This window comes from Georgenia sp. TF02-10 (assembly GCF_022759505.1).
Classification (GTDB): domain Bacteria; phylum Actinomycetota; class Actinomycetes; order Actinomycetales; family Actinomycetaceae; genus TF02-10.
Genome location: NZ_CP094289.1, coordinates 2,511,512 through 2,533,716 on the forward strand (window position 1 = coordinate 2,511,512; position 22,205 = coordinate 2,533,716).

Genomic DNA, 22,205 nt, shown 5'->3' on the forward strand with positions numbered 1-22,205 from the left:
CAAGGCGTGCCGAGACGTTCAGGAACCTCTGACGGAGACATAGTGGTCACCACTGCACCCCCCGCGACGACGCAGACCGGGCCGACGACACGGCTGCGATTCGACGACCGCCGCGCTGTCCTCGACATCCTGGTCGGTGAGCGCCCGATCATCCAGGGCATCGGCGTCGGGATCCGTGTGGGCGGGCAGGACCTCGGCACCGACGACGATCTGATCCGCTCGCAGGATACGACCGCGTCCGGCGCATGGAACGCCCTGAGTGGCAAGGCGACCGGCCCGCACGCGTACGCACACCAGCACACCGTCCACCGCCTCCGGCACGCCTCGGGAACGGAATGGCAGCTCCACATCCGCGAGACCCATGACGGGATCGCGCTGCGCTATGTCATGGACGAGCTGCAGGGTCACGCCCGGCTCGAGTCCGACCTGACGACCGTGCCCCTGGAGGGGTTCGACCGGGCGTGGGTGCTGGACTACCAGACCTGGTACGAGACGCCCCGTTACGGCATCGACCTGCCCACCGCCGACCTGGAGACCGGGTTCCCCGTGCTCCTGCGGGAAGCGGGGGAAGACGCCGAGCGTCGTTACGTGCTCCTCAGCGAGTCCGGGATCGACGGGCGGTTCACCGGGGCGCACCTCCACCTCGACGCGAGCGATGCCCGCGTGCAGCTCGCTGACGAGAGCGTCGAGATCACGCGCGGGCCGGTGACCCCGTGGCGGGTGCTCGTGATCGGTGACCTGGCCGATGTCGTGGAGACCCGCCTCATCGACGAGCTCGCGCCCACGGCGGCGCCGGCGCTCGAGAGCGCGGCGTGGGTGCGCCCGGGTCGGGCGGCCTGGTCATGGTGGTCGGACTTCTACTCCGGTGCGCAGCTGGCCCATCAGCGGCGGTTCGTCGACGCTGCCGCCGAGCTCGGCTGGGAGCACCTGCTGATCGACTGCGGCTGGGACCCCGTGTGGGTGCCCGCCATCGTCGAATACGCCAGCCGCCGCGGCATTCAGGTGCATCTGTGGACGGTCTGGCACGATCTCGACGGGCCTGCGAAGCTGCGCAGGCTCGAGCTCTGGCGTTCTTGGGGCGTGGCCGGGATCAAGGTCGACTTCATGGAGTCAGAGTCGAAGGACCGTTACCGCTGGTACGATACGATCCTCGCCGAGACCGCGCGTCTCGGGCTCATGGTGAACTTCCACGGGTCGGTCATCCCGCGCGGCTGGGCGCGCACCTGGCCGCAGGTGATCGGCTATGAGGCGATCCGCGGCTCGGAGTACTACGTCTTCTACCAGGGCACGCCGCTGACCGCTGCACACAACGTCATCCAACCGTTTACGCGCAACGTCGTCGGCGCCATGGACTACACGCCCGTCGCGTTCGGTGCCCCCGACCGGGAGACCAGCGACGCGCACGAGCTCGCCCTCGCGATCGCGTACGAGTGCGGGATCACGAACTTCGCCGACGACGTCGACGCCTACCGCTCCCGGCCCGAGGCGGCGCGCCTGCTCGCCGAGCTGCCGCCGTCGTGGGACGAGACGCGGCTTGTGGCCGGTGATCCCGACACCGAGGCGGTCATCGCCCGCCGATCCGGTGACCGGTGGTTCATCGGTGCCATCGCGACGGGCGCCCCGCGCACCCTGACGGTGCCCCTGGAGCGCCTCGGCGACGGTCCCTGGCAGGCCTGGATCGTCTCCGACGGCCCCGAAGGCGGCTTGACGGCGGCCAGCCACGACGCGGTCGCAGGAGAACTCGCCGTCCGTGTGTCCGGCAACGGCGGCTTCGCCGCCATCCTCGCCCCCGCAGGCGCAGCGCTCCTGGACGCGGCGCCCCGCCCGCTGCGCGCGCCGCTCGTCGTCGAGCCCGCCGTGCAGACGCTCGCCTCAGACGGGACGGCCGAGCTGCGCACCGAGCCCGGGGCAACCGTGCGCACCGCGCCCGGCTGGCTCGCCGAGCGCGTCGAGCCAGGACGGTGGCGCGTCCGTGCACCCCACATCGTGCTTCCTGGAGAGGTGGGGGTCGTCACGCTCGAGCGGCCCGACACCGATGTGCCGGTCGTCACCCACGCCCGGATCATCGCCCCGCTGACGCCGGGAGAGCATGCGCTGTCCGCGCTGGCGATCGTCGCGTTCGAGAACGAGAGCGGACCCGTCGAGCGGGACATGAGCAACGGCGGCGGGAATCCCGGCGACGGCCGGCGCATGTGCGTCGCCGGTGTCGAGTACGACACCGGCCTGGGCGTGTCCAGCCCGTCGCGCGTCGTCATCCACCTCGGCGGCGAAGCGGCGCGGCTCTCGGTCGCAGTGGGGATCGATGACGAGACGCCCGACACCGATGCGGTGGCCCGTGTTCTCGCCGACGGCATCCAGCTCACGGCTCTCGACCTGCACGCAGGACATCCCGCAGCGCCAATCGCCGTCGACCTTGCCGACGTCAGGGTGCTCGAGCTCATCACCGAGCCGCGAGAAGGCACCGTCGCGCACGTCGACTGGGCCCTGGGCCGGGTCACCGCCACATCACAGCAGATGGGAACCTCCGGTCGGGGTTGACCGGGAGAAGAAAGGAAACAAGTTATGCGCACCAAGAGAGTCCTGGTCACCGCAGCCCTGATCACCACCGGCGCCCTCCTGGCCGGTTGCTCCGGCGGCGATACGGCAGACACCGGCGACGGCGGTGATGTCACCATCACCTACGGGGTCTGGGCCGGAACCCAGACCCCGGCGATGGAGGCGATCGCCGCGGCCTTCGAGGACGAGAACCCCGGGATCAACGTCGAGGTCCAGGAGCAGCCCTGGCCGCAGTACTGGTCCACGCTGCAGACCGGCGCCCAGGGCGGCACCGCCCCGGACGCGTTCTGGATGCTCGCCCAGCAGATCCGCCCCTATGCCTCGGGCGGTCAGCTGCTCGACCTCACCGACGCCATCGAGTCCGAGGGCGTCGACCTGGCCGACTACCCGCAGGCGGTGCTCGACCTGTACGACCAGGGCGACGGCGCCATCTACGGTCTGCCGAAGGACTTCGACACCAACGGCGTCTGGTACAACAAGGAGCTCTTCGACGCCGCCGGCGTCGACTACCCCTCGCCGGACTGGACGTGGGAGGACTTCCGCGAGACCGCTCGAGCGCTCACCGGTGACGGCGTGTGGGGCGTGGCCGCGCCGATCGACCCGCAGGGCGGGTACTACAACACGATCTACCAGGCCGGTGGCCAGGTCATCTCCGACGACGGCACGACCGCCGAGATCGCCTCGCCCGAAGCTGTCGAGGGCATCCAGTTCTGGACCGACCTGCAGGCCGACGGCTCCTCGCCCACGCTGCAGCAGCTCTCCGACACCGAAGCCGTGACGATGTTCGAGCAGGGCCGGGTCGCGATGTACATGTCCGGCTCGTTCTGGGCGCTGCAGTTCTACAACAACGAGGAGTTCCGCCCGAACGTCGACGTCGCGCCGCTGCCGACCGGTCCTGCCGGGCAGGCGAACATCACCAGCGGCATCGCGAACGTCGGCTTCGCCGGCACCGACCACCCCGAAGAGGTGGCGAAGTTCCTGCTGTTCGCCAGCGGTGAGCGCGCCGCACAGATCCAGGCCGAGACCGGCGCTGTCCTGCCCGCGTTCAATGGCACGCAGCAGGGCTGGCTGGATGCGATGCCGGAGTTCGAGAACCTGCAGGTCTTCATCGACGCCGTCGAGTACGCCGTCCCGCTGCCCGTGCAGGGCAATGCCGCCGAGTGGCAAGGCCTGCAGACGCAGTACCTGACGCCGGCCTGGAACGGGGAGATCTCCGCCCAGGAGGCGGCCGAGCAGTACGCGGTCGCCATCGACGAGGTCCTCGCCGCGGATCGATGAGCACACAGACCCCAGAGTCGGTGCGGCGGCCTCAGCGCCGCCGCACCGGCCTGTCCCACCGCACCGAGTGGTGGGCGTTCGTCATGATCGCCCCCGCCACGATCGGGCTCGCGGTCCTGTACCTGTGGCCGTTCGCCTCGACCTTCCTCACGAGCTTCCAGAACGTGCCCGCCTTCGGCCCGGGCGAGTTCACCGGCGTCGACAACTACGCCCGGCTCCTGGACAGCGACGCGTTCTGGCGTGCGCTGCGCAACTCCGGCCTCTACACCGGGCTGGTGCTGCTCGGCATCCCGATCGCGATCGTCCTCGCGGCCCTGATCCAGCAGGTCTCCCGCGGGCGTGGCATCTATCGGGTGCTGTTCTTCCTGCCTGTGGTGACCCTGCCGGTCGCGGTCGGGATGGTGTGGCGGTTCATCCTCAACGGTGACTTCGGCCTGTTCAACTGGTTCCTGTCGCTCTTCGGGATCCCCGGCCAGTACTGGGTCGCCGACGACCGGTTCACGATCTACGCCTTCGCCGTGGTCGGGATCTGGATGACCCTCGGCATCAACCTCATCATCCTCGGCGCCGGCCTGCAGAGCATCCCCCTCGACCTCTACGAGGCCTCGTCGCTGGACGGCGCCGGGCGGATCCGGCAGTTCTTCTCGATCACCCTGCCGCTGCTGAGTCCCACGATCTTCTTCGTGATGATCCTGTCGGTCATCTCCGCGCTGCAGATGTTCGACCTCGTCTTCGTCATGCTCGGCAGCGTCAACAACACCGCGATCGACGGGTCCAAGACCATCGTCTACCTGTTCTACGAGGCCGGCTTTGTGCAGTTCCGCCAGGGCGATGCCGCCGCCATCGCGATGGTGCTGCTGCTGATCATCATGGCCGCCACCGCCATCCAGTTCCGCCTGCAGAAGAAGTGGGTCGTCTATGACTAGCATCAGCGTGCGCGCCGCCGGGCAGGACCGGCGCGCGCCCAACCGGCACGGGGAATGGCGCATCCATGTCATCCTCATCATCGCGGCCGCGCTCATGGTCGTGCCGTTCGTGTGGGAGATCCTCGCGTCCTTCAAGACGAACGCCGAGGTCTCCTCCCTGCCACCGACGATCCTGCCCAACGAGCCCAGCGTGCGCGGATACGGCACGTTCTTCGACTCCGTCCCGTTCCTGGCCCAGTTCGCCGTCTCGGCGGCGTCGCTCGTGATGCGTGTCGTCGGGCAGGTCCTCGTCGCGGCCCTCGCCGGCTACGCCTTCGCCCGCCTGCGCTTCCCGGGCCGGAACGTGCTGTTCGTGATCTTCCTGCTGATGCTGATGGTGCCCAGCCAGCTGTTCCTGCTCGGCCAGTTCGAGATCATCCGCGACGTCGGACTGCTCAACACCGTCCCCGCCCTCGCGATCCCGGGCATCTTCTCCGCCTTCGGGACCTTCCTCATGCGGCAGGCGTTCATCACCATGCCCAAGGAGTACGAGGAGGCCGCGCGCCTGGACGGTGCGGGCCCCATCCGCACCTTCTGGAGCGTCATGCTCCCCATGGCGCGACCGATGATCGCCGCGCTGGCCGTGCTGACGTCCCTGTACTCCTGGAACGACCTGCTCTGGCCGCTCATCGTCACCCCGACGGGAAGTGCGAGGCCGTTGCCCGTCGGGCTCGCGGCGATGCAGGGGCAGTTCGGCACCGACTACCCGGCGCTCATGGCCGGAGCCATCATCTGCACGATCCCGCTGGTCCTGGTCTTCCTCGTCCTCCAGCGGCAGTTCTTCGCCGGCATCGCCTCGAGCGGCCTGAAAGGTTGACCGTGACATCCCCGATCGTTCATCTGCGACGCGACGACACCAGCGTCGTCCTCTCGCTCACCGAGGACCGGTTGCCTCGCATCCTGCACTGGGGACGCGACCTCGGACCCCTCTCACCCGACGAGCTCAACACGTTGGAGCTGTCCACTAGGCCCACCATCGGCGACAGCCCGGTGACCTACCCCCAGCCTGTGCCGGTCCTCCCGCAGCTCGCGGAGGGATGGCTCGGAACCCCCGGCCTCGCCGGCTCCCGGGACGGTCGCGCCTGGGCGCCGCTGTTCCTCGTCACCGGCGCTGTTGTGCGCGATGAGGATCCCGACGAGGCGGCGACACTGACCGTCGAGGCCGCCGACGCCGTGTCCGAGCTGGACCTGACCCTCGAGCTGCGGCTCGAGCCCAGCGGGCTGCTGCGTATGCGTGCCCGGCTGCGCAACCTCGGTGCGGCGTACCGGGTGGACCGGTTGGAGCTGTCCCTGCCGGTGCCCGACCGCGCCGACGAGCTGCTGGATCTCACCGGCCGGTGGGCGCACGAGCGGGTGCCGCAGCGGCACCCGTTCCCGCTCGGGCGGTGGGAGCGCGAGAGCCGCGGCGGCAAGCCCGGGCTGGACGCCCCCACCGTGCTGCTCGCCGGGGCGAGCGGCTTCGGGTTCCGCAGTGGCGACGTGTGGGGGGCGCACCTGGGCTGGAGCGGGAACCAGACGCTCGCGGCCGAACGCACCCCCGCGGGCTCCCGGATGCTGCGCGGCGGTGAGCTGCTGCTGCCCGACGAGCTCACCCTCGGTACCGGTGATGAGGTCGCCACCCCGTGGTTCTTCGGTTCCTGGGGAGCGGGGCTGGACGAGCTGTCCGGCCGCTTCCACCGGTTCCTGCGGGCACGGCCCGCCCATCCGTCCACGCCGCGACCGGTGCTCGTGAACACGTGGGAGGCGGTGTACTTCGACCACGATCTCGGCCGGTTGCTCGCCCTCGCCGAGCGCAGTGCCGCCCTCGGGGCCGAGCGGTTCGTCGTCGACGACGGCTGGTTCCTCGGCCGGCGCGACGACACCACTTCTCTCGGGGACTGGACCGTCGACCCCGCGGTCTGGCCGACCGGGCTCGAGCCGCTGGCCGAACGGGTGCGCGAGCTCGGCATGGACTTCGGTCTCTGGTTCGAGCCCGAGATGGTCAACCTCGACTCCGACCTCGCCCGTGAGCACCCGGAGTGGGTCTTCGACGCCGGTCACGGGCCCGGGTTGCCCTCCCGCTACCAGCACGTCCTCGACCTCGGTCACGAGGACGCCTACACGCTGGTCCGCGACCGGATCTCCGAGCTGGTCGCCCGCCTCGGTATCGCCTACATCAAGTGGGACCACAACCGGTTCCTCACCGACACCGGTCACAGCCCCGACGGGCGACCAGGGGTCAGGCGCCAGACCCAGCAGGTGTACCGGATGATGGACGAGCTGCGCGCCGCGCACCCCGGGCTGGAGATCGAGTCTTGCGCCTCCGGCGGCGGGCGCGTCGACCTCGGTGTTCTCGAGCACACCGACCGCGTCTGGGACTCGGACTGCAACGACCCGCACGAGCGCATCGACATCCAGCGCTGGACGACGCTGCTGCTGCCGCCGGAGCTGCAGGGCACCCACATCGGTGCCGAGGAGTCGCACACGACGCACCGGGTCGCGCCGCTCGCGTTCCGCGCCGCGACCGTGCTCTGGGGGCATCTCGGCGTCGAACTCGACCTCACCCGGCTCGACGACGACACGTTCGCGGCCGTCCGCGCGTGGGTGGACACCCACCGGGAGCTGAGGCCGTTGCTGCACAAGGGCACGGTCGTCCGCGCCGACACCCCGCCCGAGACCCGTCTCGACGGCGTCGTCTCCCAGGACCGCGGGGCGGGCCTGTACCAGTTCGCCGTCCTGCAGCGGCCGGCAGCCTGGCCGCCGCCCCGACTGCGCCTGCCCGGGCTCGATCCGACCCGCCGCTATCGCGTCGAGGAGCTCGTCGTGACTGACGCGGTCCCCGTCGGGCAGCGACCGCCGTGGCTTGTCGACGGCGGCATCGTCCTGCCCGGTGCGGTGCTCGCCGAGCATGGCGTGGAGGCGCCGTCCCTGGATGTCGACCGCTCGGTGCTGCTGAAGGTCACCGCGACCGACGGCCTCACATGAGCCCGCGCGACGACCTCGCGCTGATCAGGTTGTCGCGTCAGTCCGGGGAGTACTCCGTCACGGCGGTCGTCTCACGACGCGCGGCGGCGCTGCGGATGCTGCGCGTGGATGATGTCGACCTGGTCGAGCCCACGACGAGGACGACGGATCCGCCCGGGATGGCCGGTGCCATCCTCGCGCCGTGGCCCAACCGCGTCGAGGGCGCGTCCTGGTGGTTGGACGGACACGAACACCATCTGGCGGTCACCGAGCCCGAGCTCGGCCACGCCAACCACGGCCTGCTCACGGCGACAGACTTCACGGTGCCCGAACGGCGCCGGGATGCCGTCACGCTTCACACCGCCATCGCCGAGACGAAGGGGTACCCGTTCGCGCTCGACCTGTCGGTCTCCTACCGGCTGCGCGAGCACGGGATCGCCGTGACGATCACCGTGCGCAATCTCGGTGCCGCGCCCGCTCCGGTCGCCCTCGGCGCGCACCCGTACCTGCGGATCGGCGATGTGCCGACCGCGCAGCTGCGGATGAGCCTGGACGCTGACCACGCGTGGCCCCTCGACGAACGCCATGTGCCGGTCGGGCGGGTGGCCCGGACCGTGCAGGACGTGCTCGTGTCGCGCAGCCCGCGGCATGCGACCTACGAGAGCAGCGCCCCGGGCCAGGCCCTCGCGCACACCCTGACCGCCCCGGACGGTCGCCGGGTGACCCTGACTGCGGACGCCGCCCACCGTTTCACGCAGCTGTGGATCACCGAGTCCCTGCCCGCGGACGACGGGGCGCGCGAGGCGATCGCGATCGAGCCGATGACCGCGCCGCCCAACGCGCTGCGCAACGGCGCCGGACTGCGCTGGCTCGAATCCGGCGTGACGTGGACCACAGGATGGAGCATCCACCTCTCCCGCGCTGCCCCCCGCACGCCCGCGGAGGCAGAGCCCCGCCGTCAGCCGGCGGAGTCGCGGGCGCGGTAGTCGGTCGGGCTCGTACCGTGGTGTCGGCGGAACTGCCGGGAGAAGTAGAACGCGTCCGTGTAGCCGATCTCGCGCCCGATCTCGGTGACGGTCGCATCCGTCGTGTCGAGCAGCTGGCGCGCCCGCGCCATCCGCAACGCAGTGTGGTGCGCGAGCACGCCCCCTCCGGTGGCGCGGTGGAACATCGCCGTCAGATGCGACGGGGACACGCCCACGAGCACGGCGAGCTCTGGCACCTTGATCGACCCGTCCAAGCGGTCCTCCAGGTACGACATGGCGCGCTGCAGCGGGTCTCCCGGCTTGGGCAGGAGCTGGTCGACGGCGATCTGCGTGAGCAGCTTCCACGCCGCACCTGCCGCGGCGAGCATCTTCGCCGGTGACGGTGCGCGCTCGAGCGCGGTCACGACCTCGTCGAGGAGTGCCACGGCGCGCTCGACGGCGCGTACGGCGACCACCGGCTTCGCCTCCGTGACCCCGATGCTCCCGATCAGCTCCGGGACGTCCGTCCCGCCCAAGTGGGCCCACCAGATCGTCCAGGGGTCGCCGTCGTCGGCGCCGTACTCGTGCGGGACGGTCGCTGGGACGACGAGCGCCTCGCGCGCTTCGACCCGGTGCAGTTCCTGCCCGAGCCGCACCCAGCCCGCGCCACTGGCGCAGACGATCACGATGTACTCTGCGGTTCCCCGCGTGCGGCGCATCCGGTGATCCGACGCGTGCGGGTAGTAGCCGGCATCCGTCACCGCCAGGCGCCTGGTCACCGGTCGCCGCAGCGCGTCCGCGACGACCGGGCGCGGCACTACGACCAGCCGCTGCCCGCGGAAGCCCTCTTCGATCGGCACCCACCCATCCTTGCCGACGATCGGTGAATCGTCCAGGTAATGCGTAAGCCGGGCCCTGGTGCGAGCTGTCGGCGGGAGGTTGGCTGGAGACATGCACGATGACGTCACGCTCACGCTTCCCGACGCCCCCGAACATCTCGCCACCCGGCTGACGAACGGGGGTGCGGTGGCCTGGCCGCAGCCGGTGACGATCCGCACCTACGCTGTCGGCAACCCCGACCCGTATCCGCTGTTCGTCGACCGCCGCGTCTACCAGGGATCAAGCGGCCGGGTCTACCCGATCCCGTTCATCGACCGCGTCGACCACGAGGCGTCCCCCCGGCAGTGGCAGGCCATCCATCTGGAGAACCGGTGGATCCGCCTGATGGTGCTGCCTGAGCTCGGTGGGCGCATCCATATCGGCTACGACAAGAGCGCCGACTACGACTTCTTCTACCGCAACAACGTCATCAAGCCCGCCCTCGTCGGACTCGCCGGCCCGTGGATCTCCGGCGGCGTCGAGTTCAACTGGCCCCAGCACCACCGCCCGGCGACCTTCCTGCCGGTGTGCACGCAGATCGAGGAGCACGACGACGGCAGTGTCACGGTCTGGTGCTCCGACCACGACCCGTTCACCCGCATGCGCGGCACCCACGGCGTGCGCCTGCACCCCGACCGCGCCGTCGTGGAGCTCGTCGTGCGCCTGCACAACCGCACCAGCGAAACGCAGACGTTCCTGTGGTGGGCCAACGTCGCCGCCCGCGTGCACGACGACTACCAGTCCTTCTTCCCCACCGACGTCGCCTACGTCGCCGATCACGCCCGGCGCGCCATCACCGCCTTCCCCGAGGCCGACCGCCCGTACTACGGATTCGACTACACCCGACGGCACGAGACCGGCGGGGACCGGATCGACTTCTACCGCAACATCCCCGTGCCCACCTCCTACATGGTCACCGGCACCCGCGACGACTTCTTCGGCGGATACGACCACGCCGCCGGCGCCGGATTCGTGCACGTCGCCGACCGCCACATCGCCCCGGGCAAGAAGCAGTGGACCTGGGGCAACGCCCCCTTCGGGCACGCCTGGGATCGCCTCCTCACCGACGCCGACGGCCCCTACGTCGAACTCATGGCCGGTGTCTACACCGACAACCAGCCCGACTTCGCCTGGCTCGAACCCGGCGAGACCAAGACCTTCCACCAGACCTGGTTCCCGTATCAGGGCATCGACGTGGCGCACCAGGCCAACCAGGAGGCCGCCGTCCACCTCGACGTGAGCGACCACCGGCTCAGCGCCGGCATCGCCGTCACCCGCGAACGCCCCGGGGCGCGGATCCAGATCACCGTCCGTGACAACGTGCTCTACGACCAGCGCGTCGACCTCGCACCCGACACGCCCTGGACCTGGTCGACACTGCTCACCGACGACGTCGCGGCGTCGGACGCACGCATCGTCCTCGAACACGACGACGCCGTCATCCTGCAGTGGAACCCCCGCGTCCCGGTCGACGCCGCCGAACCGGATGTCGCCGTCGCACCGCTCCAACCCGACGAGATCGGCAGCGTCGACGAGCTCTATCTCACCGGCGTGCACCTGTCCCAGTACCGGCACCCCACCCGCTCACCGATCCCGTACTGGCAGGAGGGCCTGCGACGCGACCCCGGGGATGCGCGCTGCAACCTCGCCCTCGGCGCCGACCGATACCGCCACGGCCGGTACACGGACGCCGAAGCACACCTGCGCCGTGCCCTGGACCGGCTCACCGTGCACAACGCCAACCCCCGCGACGGAGAGACCTCCTACCTGCTCGGCCTCACCCTCACCCGCACCGGCCGGCTGGAGGAAGCGTTCGACGCGTTCGCCAAGGCCGCCTGGGACCGGCACTGGCTCGCACCAGCATCCCTCGAGCTCGCGCGCATCGCCGCCCAGACCGGCGACCACGCCACCGCCCTCGACAAGGTCACCGCGGCTCTGGCCGCCGCACCCGACGACACTCGCGCCCACGCCGTGCACGCGGCCCTGCTGCGCCGCCTCGGCCAGGCGGCGCAGGCGACCCAGGTGCTCGACACGGTCCTGAGCATCGAACCGCTCGACCACACCTGCCGCTTCCTGCGACACGGCGCCTCGGCGCTCGACGGGCTGGACGCACGGACCATCATCGACGTCGCCCTCGACCTCGCCCACTCCGGCGATGCCGACAACGCGCTGGACGTCCTCATGATCGCCGGCGGACTCGAGCGCACCAACGCCGGTGAAGCCCGACCGATGGCGCACTACCACCGCGCCCGTCTCCTGGACGACCTCGGCCGCCCGGACGAAGCGGCACATGCTCGTGCACAGGCCCGGCAGGCGCCCGAGGAGCTGTGCTTCCCCGCCGGGCTGGACGACCACGATGCGCTCGTCGCCGCGATCGTCGCCGACCCCTCAGACGGTCGCGCCAAGAGCCTCCTCGCGACGCTGCTGTTCGATGCCGGGCGCACCGCTGAGGCCCTCGACCTGTGGCGCGCGGCGATCGCCTCCGGTCCGGTGAGCACCGTGACCCTGCGCAACGCCGCGATCGCCACGTACACCGTCGACGGCGACATCGACCGTGCACTCGCCCTGTACGACGCGGCCCTCGAGCAACGACCCGACGCACGCCTGGTCTACGAGAGCGACCAGCTCCGGGCCCGCGCCCACGTCAACACCGGCGAGCGGCTCCAGCTGCTCGAGCAGCACCGGGACCTCGTCCTGCACCGCGACGACGCCACCACCGGTTACTGCCGCCTGCTCATCGACTCCGACCGCCTCGACGACGCAGCCGCCATCCTGGCCACACGCCGCTTCGCTCCCTGGGAAGGCGGCGAAGGCCGCGTGCTGGCCGCATGGGAAGACCTCCACCTCGCCATCGCCGACCGTCTCGAGACCACCGGAGACCTCCCCAGGGCACTGGCCGCAGTCGAAGCAGCCATCAACGTGCCCGCTCACCTCGGCGAGGCACGCCACGAACTCGCCGACACAACCCGCATCTACAGCCGACTCTCCGCCCTGCTCGACGCGCTCGGCCGCCCGCAGGACGCCGCCGACGCACGCCGCCGTATCCAGACCCACACCGCGGTAGACCCCATCCTCCCCGACGGAACCATCGACTACTTCGCTACCTCGCTGCCCGACCTGCTCCTCTTCCCGCCCAAGGACCGACCGTGAACACCACCATCCCTATCGCACCGATCGAGGTGACTCGACCACGATGACGACGATCACGAGCACGACGCTCGCGGACGGCCGTGAGCTGCTGTACTTCGACGCCGACGGCGCGCCCCAGCGAGTCCCGACGTCGGATCCGCGCACACTCGATCCACGTCCCGACACGCCGCAACTGCGCCGCGACCCGCTCACCGGCGACTGGATCACCGTCGCCTCAGCCCGCCAAGGCCGTGCCCACCTGCCGCCGGCCGAGTTCGATCCGCTCGCACCGCAGACCCCCTCGAACCCGAGCGAGATCCCGGACGACTACGAGGTCGCGGTGTTCGAGAACCGCTCACCAGCGTTCGGCCCGGCGCTGGGCGACCTCAGCGTCATGACCGGTGTGGAACGGAGCACGGTCGCGTCCGGGCGCTGCGAGGTCGTGTGCTTCAGCGCCGATCGCACCGGATCCTTCGCGACACAGACCCCGCAACGGGCTCGTACGATCATCGACGCCTGGGCGCACCGCACCGAGGCGCTCAGCGCGCTGCAGGGTGTCGAGCAGGTGTTCGTCTTCGAGAATCGAGGCGTCGAGATCGGAGTCACCCTGCACCACCCGCACGGTCAGATCTACGCCTACCCCTACGTCACCCCGCGCACGCAGCAGCTGCTCACCCAGGCCCGTCAGCACCACGGCGACCTGCAGGGTGAGATCCTCCAGCGCGAGCTCGCCGGCCCGCGCATGGTCGCCGAGACCGACCACTGGGCGGCCTACGTCCCGTTCGCGGCACGGTGGCCGATCGAGCTGCACGTCCAGCCGAAACGGCGCATCCCCGACCTCGCCGCGACCCGGGACACGGAACGAGACGACCTCGCGGTCCTCTCGTTGCGTCTGCTGCGAGCGCTCGACGCGCTCTATGACGGCCCGACGCCGTACATCGCCGCGTGGCATCAAGCACCGGTGCGTGAGGACCGCGACCTTGTCCGGCTCACCTGGCAGATCACCTCCCCACGCCGCGGCACCGACCGGCTGAAGTACCTCGCCGGGTCCGAGGCAGCGATGGGTGCCTGGGTGGGCGACATCGTGCCCGAGGCCGGCGCGCAGAGGTTGCGGGACGCGCTCGCCCGTGTCGACGCCGACCCCGCGACCCGCATCGGCGAGCAAGCGCATGCGTGACGCCTTCGCTGCGGCGTTCGGAACCGAGCCATCCGGTGTCTGGTCGGCGCCAGGACGTGTGAACCTCATCGGAGAGCACACCGACTACAACGGTGGCGCCAGCCTACCGTTCGCGATCGACCGCAGGGCGCGCGTCGCTGTCGCGCTCCGCGCGGAGCGCGTCGCACGCGTCGGCACGAGCTTCGCCGACGACATCGTGGAACTCGAGATCGACGACCTCGTCTCAGGCACGACGCGCCCTGTCGGGTGGGCCGCCTATGTGCTCGGGATCGTGTGGGCGCTCGGGGAGATCGTGGATCTCGAGGACGTCGCTGGCTTCGACGCCTGGATCAACTCCGACGTGCCCGTCGGCGTCGGTGTCTCCTCGTCGGCTGCGATCGAGGCCGCCGTCTGCATCGCGCTCGACGAGCTGTGGGGCCTGGGGCTCGATCGCAGGACCATGGTGCGGGTGTGTCAGCGGGCGGAGAACATCATCGCCGGGGCCCCGACCGGCACGCTCGACCAGTCCGCTGCCCTCCTGACCCGGCCCGGAGCCGGCGTGCTGCTCGACTTCGCTCGCGGCACGGCACGGCAGGTTCCCTTGGGCCTGGCCGAAGCGAACCTCGCACTGCTCGTCGTCGACTCGACCGTACGGCACGACCACACCACCGGTGGGTACCGCAAACGGCGGGCTGAGTGCGAGCGGGCTGCCGCGTTCGCCAGCGTGGACCACCTGGCGCAGATCCCTGTCGAGTCGGTCGCAGCGTGGGAAGGCAGCATGCCGGACGTGGAGTTCCGCCGGATGCGGCACGTCGTCACCGACACCGCCCGCTGCTTCGCCGCCGCGCGGCTGCTCGAGGCGGGCGACCCCACGAAGATCGGCCCCTTGCTGACGCAGGCCCACGCCTCGCTGCGTGACGACTTCGAGATCTCCGTCTCCGCGATCGACACCGCCGTCGATGCGGCACTCTCGGCCGGTGCGTACGGCGCGCGGCTCACGGGCGGCGGCTTCGGCGGAGCATCCGTCGCCCTGGTCGACCTCGACGACGTCGAGCGCGTCGCCTCCCACATCGCCGACACCGTGGAACATGCCGGCCATGCCCGCCCGGTGGTGTTCCCCGTCCAAGCGAGCGGCGGCGCGATCCGAGAGGAAGGGACATGACCCGCTGGCTGGTCACCGGCGGCGCCGGCTACATCGGCGCCCACGTCGCCGAAACGCTACTCACCACCGGCAGGGAGGTCACCGTCCTCGACGACCTCTCCAGCGGGCACCGCGAGTTCGTGCCCGAACAGGCGACGTTCGTCGAGGGCTCCTTGCTCGACCACGACGCGCTGCGCCAAGCATTCACAGAACGAGTCGACGGTGTCGTACACCTCGCCGGGTTCAAGTACGCCGGCGTCTCGGTCCAGCGGCCCCTGCACACGTACCGCCAGAACGTTACCGGCACGATCGAGCTTCTCGCCGCCATGCGCGAGGCAGGCGTGACGAGGATGGTGTTCTCCTCGAGCGCCGGCGTCTACGGCACCCCACACGTTGACCGTGTCACCGAAGAGACCCCGACCGCACCCGAATCGCCGTACGGCCAATCAAAGCTCGTGGGCGAATGGCTCCTCGCGGACGAGGCGAAGGCCGCAGCGCTCGCGGGCAGAGCATTCTCCGGCGTCGCGCTCCGCTACTTCAACGTCATCGGATCCTCGACACCGCGCATTCACGACACCTCACCGCACAACCTCATCCCGAAGGTCTTCACCGCCTTGCGAGAAGGTCAGACCCCGCAGATCAACGGCAACGACTACCCAACCCCCGACGGCACGAACGTGCGCGACTACGTGCACGTCGGCGACATCGCCCTCGCACATGCCGCCGCGGCAGACCGCTTGGAACGCGGCATCCCGCTGCGTCCCGTCTACAACCTGGGATCCGGAACCGGCGCATCTGTCACGCAGCTCATGGACGCCATCACCCGAACAACCGATATCGCCTTCACCCCGACGATCGCTCCTCGCCGCCCCGGCGACCCCGCCAGCATCGTCGCCGACGGCACGGCAGCTGCGCGCGACCTCGACTGGACGATGCGGCACACGCTCGACGAGATGATCTCCTCCGCCTGGTCCGCAGCCCGCACAGCCAACTAGGTATCGCGTGCAGCACCGCCCTGCTCCTGCGCCAGCAAGTACTCCCATTCCTCCGGAATGACCTCGCGGAGACCACCCTCGGACATCCGCGTCGTGTCGACGACGTACTCGCTCTCACCCCGGCCGTCATTGAAGTGCGCGAGCACCCATTCGCGAGGAGCGTCCAACTCCATGATCCGATGCGGCCTCCCACCGATCGCCCCGATACGGGTAGCGAACCAGTGCGCACGCTCGAAGCTCGTCGTCCACGACAACCCGAGCTCGTGCCCCTCGGTCGCCGCACGGTAGACCCTGAGCGTCTCAGGCAACGCCGAGTGCTCACGGAGCTCATGCTCATGCAGGTAGTGCCCCTCGACGAGAGCCACGTCGAACGCCATCAGCCACACGTCATAGTCCGCAGCCCGACCCGGCCACTCGGCAGTCGTCCACGCATCCTCCAGACCGATCCGGATCTCTTGCGGATCGGTCATCGCCCCCATCGCGATCGCGGTGAGCAAGATTGCGGGCTTGTCGTTCCGACCGGCACGTCCGGCGAGATCATGCCACCGCATCGATGGGACCGAGTCAGACCCTGGATTGAGCACGCCACCGCCTCGGACGAGTTCTTGTGACTGTAGCTCGTACGTGCGATCGCGCTCGGTGTGCGCCCTTCGCTCTGGTGACCGTTCCACACTACGAAGGTACGAACCGGTTCAGACGACCAGACGGATCCCGGAGCTCAGCCGACTCGCACACGATGTGGTCACGTTGCTCGGGACTGCTACAGCGATGTCTGACGTCACTGCCGGTGGATGGTTCGATACTTCCGGGTCAGCGCTTGGCGATCTCGTCCCACGATGCGGTCCCGAACCACTGAACGAGTCCAGCTCCATCAGTCAGGGTCGCTCTCAGCTCAGAAGTGAGGAACCGCGACGGGTCCTTGGCGAACACTCTCCCGCTCTGCGCGGGCACTGCCACCGCGTGGGAAAGGATGAGCCCGTGCCTGGCTCGTGACATCATCACGGACAGAACGCGCGCCTCTTCTCGCAGCGCATCGTCACTCTTTGCCTCAAAGAAGGGAACGTTGCCGTCCTCGAGGCCGATGACAACGACCCAGTCGAACTGCTGGCCCTTGCCTGCGTGGCCGGAGAGCAGGTGTACACCTGGCTTGGTGAGCAGGGTCGAGTTGTCACCGACTCGGATCCGTTTCGAGATCTCGGCCGGTGTCAGCCCCTGCGTGAGCAGCTCAAGTACCCAGCCCAGGGCGTCAGCAAGCGCGAGCCGATCCGCGGGATCCTGGATCTGATGGAACTCGGCAAAGTCCCGCAGGAACTCGATCGAGTCGTCCGCGTCAAGTACCGCAGCAGCGTCCATGCCTGCCAGAACCGGCTTGACCCGACGAGCGGTATCGGTGTCGAGCACGCCGTCGTCCCACCGGTGGACCTCAAACCCACCCTCAGCGGCGAACGCGGCATCCGCGAAACGGCGCCTCGATCCGATGCGAGAGATGACGCCGATGCGCTGAATCGGGGCGCGAGACAGGATGGCTCTGGCGAGCTTGACAACCCAGGCCGCTTCCTCGTCTGCGGTCTGATGGCCCACTTCGACGGCGATGCCACCGGATGGCCAGCTGTCGGGAGCCGCACAAGTGAGCGCGGTTCCTTGCGTGAGCGGCACCAGAGCGTTCACCGAGGCGAGCACGGCTGGCGACGATCGATGCGATTCGGTCAGTTGAACAACCTCGCCTACTTCGTCGGTGATCTGCGCGTACACCTCTTCGGGCTTGGCGCCAGTGAAGCCGTAGATGCCCTGGGCTAGGTCACCGGCGTAGGTGGTGCGGCCGGCGCCGATCCGGTTGATGATCCGCAGTTGCTGTGGGGTGAGGTCTTGGAACTCGTCGACCACGACCGCGGCGAAGTGCGCACGGTAGAGATCAGCGACCTCGTCTCGTGCCAGGATCAGCTCGGCCATGCGGGGCAGGTCGTCGTAGGTCAGTTGCTGGTCCCGTGCACGAAGCTGTTCGATCTCGAGGGCGTCGACGTTCCCGTGTGCTTCGACGAGGCGAAGCACTTCGGTGTCGTCCACTGGGTCCTGCTTGATCCGCTGGAGCACCTTGTCGACGCCGGAGGCCTGCCCGTAGTTGAGTCCGGCGCGCTGGCACTGTTCCTTCACCCAGTCGTTCTCCGGCAGGGTCCACTCCGGGTCCAAGCCGATCGCGGCAGCGTGCGACCGGTAGAGGCGAGCGGAGAGCCCGTGGAAGTTGATGACAGTCACCTTGTCGCGGAGCTCTGTCGGGGTCAGGTAGTGGCGCAAGCGTTCTCGGATGTTGTCCTTCGCACGGTTGGAGAAGGTGGCGACCAGGAGTCGACGTGCACCTGTGGCGATGCCGCGTCGGAGCATCCCCTGCACACGCAGCGCGAGCGCTTCGCTCTTTCCGCACCCGGCCGGTGCGACGACCAGCAGGCCCATCTGGCCGCTGTCTCGAATCTGGATCTGAGCTGCGGTGGGCTCGACAGTCACAGGGAGACCTCAATCTGCGCCAGCATCCCCTCTATGCTGCGGATCGCCCGGGCAGCGGCCTCGTCGAGTACTGAGACTGCGACCAGCGCCGCGTTGACCTTGTAGGACCGGCAGAAGCTCGCCACGTCGGCGTCGGTGAACGTCCCGCCCTGGCCCGAAGCCCTCAGCGTGCGTAGCTGGTTCGGCTTGAAGAGCGTCGAAGCTGCCAGTGCGGCCTGTAGGGGCGCGGCTCCGATGGCGGCCACGTACTCGTCCTCGAGATCCGCTCGCGACACCCATACGAAGTTGGCGTTCAGATCCGCTGGGTGCACGCCCAGCTTGGTTGCGGTGTCAACCTCCGCGTCCGCGTCGATCAGCAAGGACAGCGGAACGTCGAAGCCTCTAGGTCCGAACAGGGTGTTGATCGCGCCCATGTCGCCCGCACCGTTCGTTTCGATCAGTGAGACCCCGAGCCGGTCGAGGGTCCGGTTGGTGAGGTCCGCGGCTCGCTCAACGATGATCCGGTCCGCGATGCCTTCGACTGCGATCACCCGGCGGGCGGTCAGCGGCTCGAGCCGGTCGCGCACCCACCAGCGCACCGTCAACCGCTCGTCGCTGGTCAGGAAGCCGGCCTGTGGCTGGACGAGTACGCCGCCGGACTTGACGACGACGATGGAGTCGGGATCGAAGGCGCCGACGATGTCCGGTGAGTGTGTCGCGATGATCTTCTGATTGCTGCTGGCTTTGAGCAGACGCGCCAGGCTGCGCTGGCTGGTCGGGTGGAGGTGGATCTCGGGTTCGTCGATTCCCACGACGTTGGCGCCCGAGCTTGTCAGGTCATACAGCGCGATCGCGTACAACGCCCGCATCCCGTCGGACTGTGCCGTGAGATCCCGTAGCTCCCCGTCCTTCTGGATCTGCAGGCGCACATCGCTCAGGACGTCCTGCTCCGCCGATGACCCAGGCACGAACGCCAGATCATCAGTGTCGATCATCGACGGCAGCGCCTTCGTCAGCTGCGTAGCAAGGTCCGCCCGGACACCTTCCATGACAGTCGACTGTGACAGCACCGTTGCCAGCTGCTGCACGGCATCGTCGAAGTCCCCCTTCTCGGCGCCCAGCTCGACCGCTTCCAGGAGGTCTCGGAGCGCCGAGCGACGATCGTCACGAAGCTCACGCGCCTGGCTAGTGGCGCTGAGGAACCGCCATCCGATCGCATCGAGCTGCGGCCTCGACAGCTGACGTCGAGTTCCGGCGCCTACGGCGATTCGTTCGATGTTCAGCGTCTCGTTTGCGTCGATGGTCGAGCTCAGCCGAAGCGCGAGTGTCGCGGCGCCGGTGTTCGCGTCGACGTCGATCTCGTCCGGAAAGGCCGCCTTCTCATCATCCGAGAAGTCCGCGAGCTCAACCTCCACGACGAACTCGTTGTCGGCGTTACGGAAGTCCTCCCCTGTGATCTGCGCGTACAGCTGGGCGGTCGATGCGCCGAGGACGAGCTGAAGGCAACGCAGCACGGAGCTTTTCCCGACGTCGTTCGCACCCACCAACACCAGATGGTCGCGGATGTCGATCGCGATGTCCGCGATCCGGCTGTGATTCTGAATGTGGAGACGAGTGAGCTTCATTGAGTCTTCATCCGCTAGTAGTGATGCCTGGTCAGGTCTGTTGAGTCTGCCGATGAGCGGGTCGGGTCCGCCGACTTGTGCCCGGGAGGATCGGCTTTCGCATCGAACTGCGTCCTCACGCCTGAAGCGCCGCAGGTTCTATTGCTGTGAGTCGCTGACGAGTCGCAGGGCTGGTCGGGGGTCTTCTGCGCCGAGTACCTCGCGTACCCGCGCGGGGTACCATCTCAGCTCCCGTGCGAGGTCGGCATGCCCGTAGCCTGCTTGATCGGCGAGCTCGGCAGCCTGCGCGAGCATCGAGGGCACCTCCCCGGGGTAGGCGTTCACGGGTTCGGGTGTTTCCAGTCCCGAGCTGCGCAACTGGTTCAGCTTCTGGTATCCGCGCCGGATCGATGCATCGGACACCGTGCCGGTCTCCTTCATCCGCAGCAGCAGCGAGTCGACGGAGACACCCCAGTGTCGCGACAACTCGTCCAGCCGCGACAAGTTCACCGTGCGTGGCAGCAGGTTCGTGATCTGGGAGCGCGGCGTGAGGAACTCAGCGGCGAACTGGTCCGCTTCGCGTTCCTGCTGCTTGTCGCCCGGCGCCGCCTCGCCGTGCAGGAGCACGTGTCCGAGCTCGTGCGCAATCGTGAACCGGTACACGAACACAGACTTCGCTCGTTCCGGGGTGACGACGATGATTGGCCTTGCCAGGTGAGACGTCGAGAAGGCACCGACGCGAGCGACGTCCGCGTTCGCCATCGTGAGCAGACTGACGACGATCCCGTGCGACTCCGCCAAGGCGACCAGATGCTTCACCGGCTTCACGCCGAGACCCCACTGCGAGCGAAGTGCCTGGGCAACCGAAATCGGGTCCGCGTGTCCCCGGTCGATCGGTGGTAGATCGACCTCCGGGAAGCGGACCTTCTTCTCCAGCGCGAACGTCAGCTCCCACACTTGCTCGATGAAGGCGATCGCCTTCGCGCGGTCCCGCGCGGACGTCGAACGCAAGCTCCGGAAGTGCGCCTGCGATCCGTCCACTCGACCAATCGGCCTGCCGGTTGCGAAGTAGTCCACGGGCACGTGTAGTTCGCGCGCGAGCACCGGTAGGAGGTCGCGTCGCGGCGTGGAGGACTGTGACTCGTACTGGCCGATGGCCGCGGGCGTCACTCCGACGAGGTCGGCGAGCTTCGCCTTCGACAGACCTGCCGCAAAACGCGCCTGTGTCAGGCGTGCAGGATCGAAGCTGCCCGCGACAGTACCGAGATCAGGGCGATCGGATGTCTCCACCAGGGAGAACAGTGTGTCCCGGTCATCCATGAGCGCCTCCGTCTGCCTCCTCCTCCTTCACTCCCAGCTGAGGTCGCGGAATGGGGCCGTCCGAGAAGGCCTCGTCTTCCGCAGGCTCGACATCTACCAGCGAGCCCAGTCCGACGTCGAGCAACGACTCCATCGATGCAAAGGTGAGGTAGCCATCGGCGCCCAGAGTCGCCTCCCCCCAGTCGATGCTGTGAAGCGCAGACGGGTTGCTCGCATAGGGCACGACCACGACACGGTGGGACGACAGCGTCTCCTCAAGCGCCTTGGCCTCGGCGTCGAGAAGTTCCCGCTCCTCCTCGGTCAGTTCCGGGTGCTCGAACTCGATGTCGAGACGCTGCTGCGCGAGATCCCGCTCCTGTGTGAAGAGGGAGATGCGCGTGTCCGACACCGCGAAAGGACGCGATCCGATGTCCGTGGAACGCTCCCGGGCGAAGCGCCACGGGAACAGGACCACGCCGTTGAACGAGACCAGCTTGTAGCCCCGCCGCGGGATTATCTCAGCCGAGGGAAGCCGCCCGAGCACCGCAACGAACTCATCCAGGCACTTGCGCCAGATCTGCCCGTACACCCCAGTGTGCTTCATGTCGGCTTCCGCCTGCGCGTTCGCCATCTTCTCGTGGCAGTCGCGGATGATGGCCGAGATCTGCTCCCGCACCCGCACCCCATCGGCTCCCAGCGCCCGCAGTGCCCATGCACGTCTCTCGTCGATCGCCACCCGAGGCTCCCTTCATCCGCCTACAGAGAAGTTAGCACATCACTTCATTTTTCGACGCCAACCGCTCACTATTGATCGGCG

The 22,205-nt window shown here is 68.8% G+C and carries 16 protein-coding genes; 10 read left to right on the top strand and 6 right to left on the bottom strand.

The genetic code is table 11. The features are described from left to right. Positions 1-42: 42 nt before the first annotated feature. Genes MF406_RS11380 through MF406_RS11405 form a run of 6 tightly spaced genes read left to right on the top strand, consistent with a single transcriptional unit; the run spans position 43 to position 8,728 of the window. Positions 43-2,538, top strand: a complete 2,496-nt coding sequence (locus tag MF406_RS11380) for a glycoside hydrolase family 97 catalytic domain-containing protein (RefSeq protein WP_242893446.1) — start codon at positions 43-45, stop codon at positions 2,536-2,538. A gap of 24 nt (positions 2,539-2,562) precedes the next feature. Next, entirely contained in the window at positions 2,563-3,834 is a 1,272-nt protein-coding gene (locus MF406_RS11385) for a sugar ABC transporter substrate-binding protein (RefSeq protein ID WP_242893460.1), read from the top strand. Next, positions 3,831-4,760 carry a carbohydrate ABC transporter permease gene (locus MF406_RS11390; RefSeq protein WP_242893475.1) on the top strand — a complete coding sequence of 310 codons (930 nt, stop codon included), beginning with the start codon at positions 3,831-3,833 and terminating at the stop codon, positions 4,758-4,760. Before MF406_RS11385 ends, MF406_RS11390 begins: the two co-directional genes overlap by 4 nt. After that, on the top strand, positions 4,753-5,616 hold the full coding sequence (locus MF406_RS11395; RefSeq protein ID WP_242893478.1) for a carbohydrate ABC transporter permease: 864 nt from the start codon (positions 4,753-4,755) through the stop codon (positions 5,614-5,616). The genes MF406_RS11390 and MF406_RS11395 overlap by 8 nt, the downstream gene beginning before the upstream one ends. A 2-nt stretch (positions 5,617-5,618) precedes the next feature. Continuing rightward, positions 5,619-7,763 carry an alpha-galactosidase gene (locus MF406_RS11400; RefSeq protein ID WP_242893481.1) on the top strand — a complete coding sequence of 715 codons (2,145 nt, stop codon included), beginning with the start codon at positions 5,619-5,621 and terminating at the stop codon, positions 7,761-7,763. Further along, positions 7,760-8,728: an aldose epimerase gene (locus MF406_RS11405; RefSeq protein ID WP_242893483.1), complete on the top strand. Its 969-nt coding sequence runs from the start codon at positions 7,760-7,762 to the stop codon at positions 8,726-8,728. The genes MF406_RS11400 and MF406_RS11405 overlap by 4 nt, the downstream gene beginning before the upstream one ends. Here the strand turns inward: MF406_RS11405 and MF406_RS11410 are convergent. Next, positions 8,701-9,525 (bottom strand): AraC family transcriptional regulator, encoded by an 825-nt coding sequence (locus MF406_RS11410; RefSeq protein ID WP_242893485.1) that lies wholly within the window; start codon positions 9,523-9,525, stop codon positions 8,701-8,703. The genes MF406_RS11405 and MF406_RS11410 overlap by 28 nt on opposite strands. A gap of 133 nt (positions 9,526-9,658) precedes the next feature. Between MF406_RS11410 and MF406_RS11415 the strand changes: the two genes are divergently transcribed. The 4 genes from MF406_RS11415 to galE are packed head-to-tail and all read left to right on the top strand — an operon-like array spanning position 9,659 to position 16,007. Next, positions 9,659-12,736 (top strand): DUF5107 domain-containing protein, encoded by a 3,078-nt coding sequence (locus tag MF406_RS11415; protein WP_242893488.1) that lies wholly within the window; start codon positions 9,659-9,661, stop codon positions 12,734-12,736. 43 nt (positions 12,737-12,779) lie between these two features. Further along, on the top strand, positions 12,780-13,892 hold the full coding sequence (gene galT / locus MF406_RS11420; protein ID WP_242893491.1) for a galactose-1-phosphate uridylyltransferase: 1,113 nt from the start codon (positions 12,780-12,782) through the stop codon (positions 13,890-13,892). Beyond that, on the top strand, positions 13,885-15,033 hold the full coding sequence (gene galK, locus MF406_RS11425; protein WP_242893494.1) for a galactokinase: 1,149 nt from the start codon (positions 13,885-13,887) through the stop codon (positions 15,031-15,033). Before galT ends, galK begins: the two co-directional genes overlap by 8 nt. Next, entirely contained in the window at positions 15,030-16,007 is a 978-nt protein-coding gene (galE, locus tag MF406_RS11430) for a UDP-glucose 4-epimerase GalE (RefSeq protein ID WP_242893497.1), read from the top strand. The genes galK and galE overlap by 4 nt, the downstream gene beginning before the upstream one ends. On the opposite strand, the gene MF406_RS11435 is transcribed toward galE, so the two are convergent. The 5 genes from MF406_RS11435 to MF406_RS11455 form a co-directional block, all read right to left on the bottom strand. Continuing rightward, positions 16,004-16,504 (bottom strand): hypothetical protein, encoded by a 501-nt coding sequence (locus MF406_RS11435; RefSeq protein WP_242893500.1) that lies wholly within the window; start codon positions 16,502-16,504, stop codon positions 16,004-16,006. The two genes, galE and MF406_RS11435, sit on opposite strands and share 4 nt — an antisense overlap. Positions 16,505-16,817: 313 nt before the next feature. Next, positions 16,818-18,506: a UvrD-helicase domain-containing protein gene (locus tag MF406_RS11440; RefSeq protein WP_242893503.1), complete on the bottom strand. Its 1,689-nt coding sequence runs from the start codon at positions 18,504-18,506 to the stop codon at positions 16,818-16,820. Beyond that, a complete protein-coding gene (locus tag MF406_RS11445) occupies positions 18,503-20,110 on the bottom strand; it encodes an ATP-dependent endonuclease (protein ID WP_242893506.1) in 1,608 nt (535 codons plus the stop codon). The genes MF406_RS11440 and MF406_RS11445 overlap by 4 nt, the downstream gene beginning before the upstream one ends. A 138-nt stretch (positions 20,111-20,248) precedes the next feature. Beyond that, complete coding sequence (locus MF406_RS11450; RefSeq protein WP_242893508.1) at positions 20,249-21,409, bottom strand: ImmA/IrrE family metallo-endopeptidase; 1,161 nt, start codon at positions 21,407-21,409, stop codon at positions 20,249-20,251. Continuing rightward, on the bottom strand, positions 21,402-22,124 hold the full coding sequence (locus MF406_RS11455; RefSeq protein ID WP_242893511.1) for a hypothetical protein: 723 nt from the start codon (positions 22,122-22,124) through the stop codon (positions 21,402-21,404). Before MF406_RS11455 ends, MF406_RS11450 begins: the two co-directional genes overlap by 8 nt. Between the last annotated feature and the right edge of the window lie 81 nt (positions 22,125-22,205).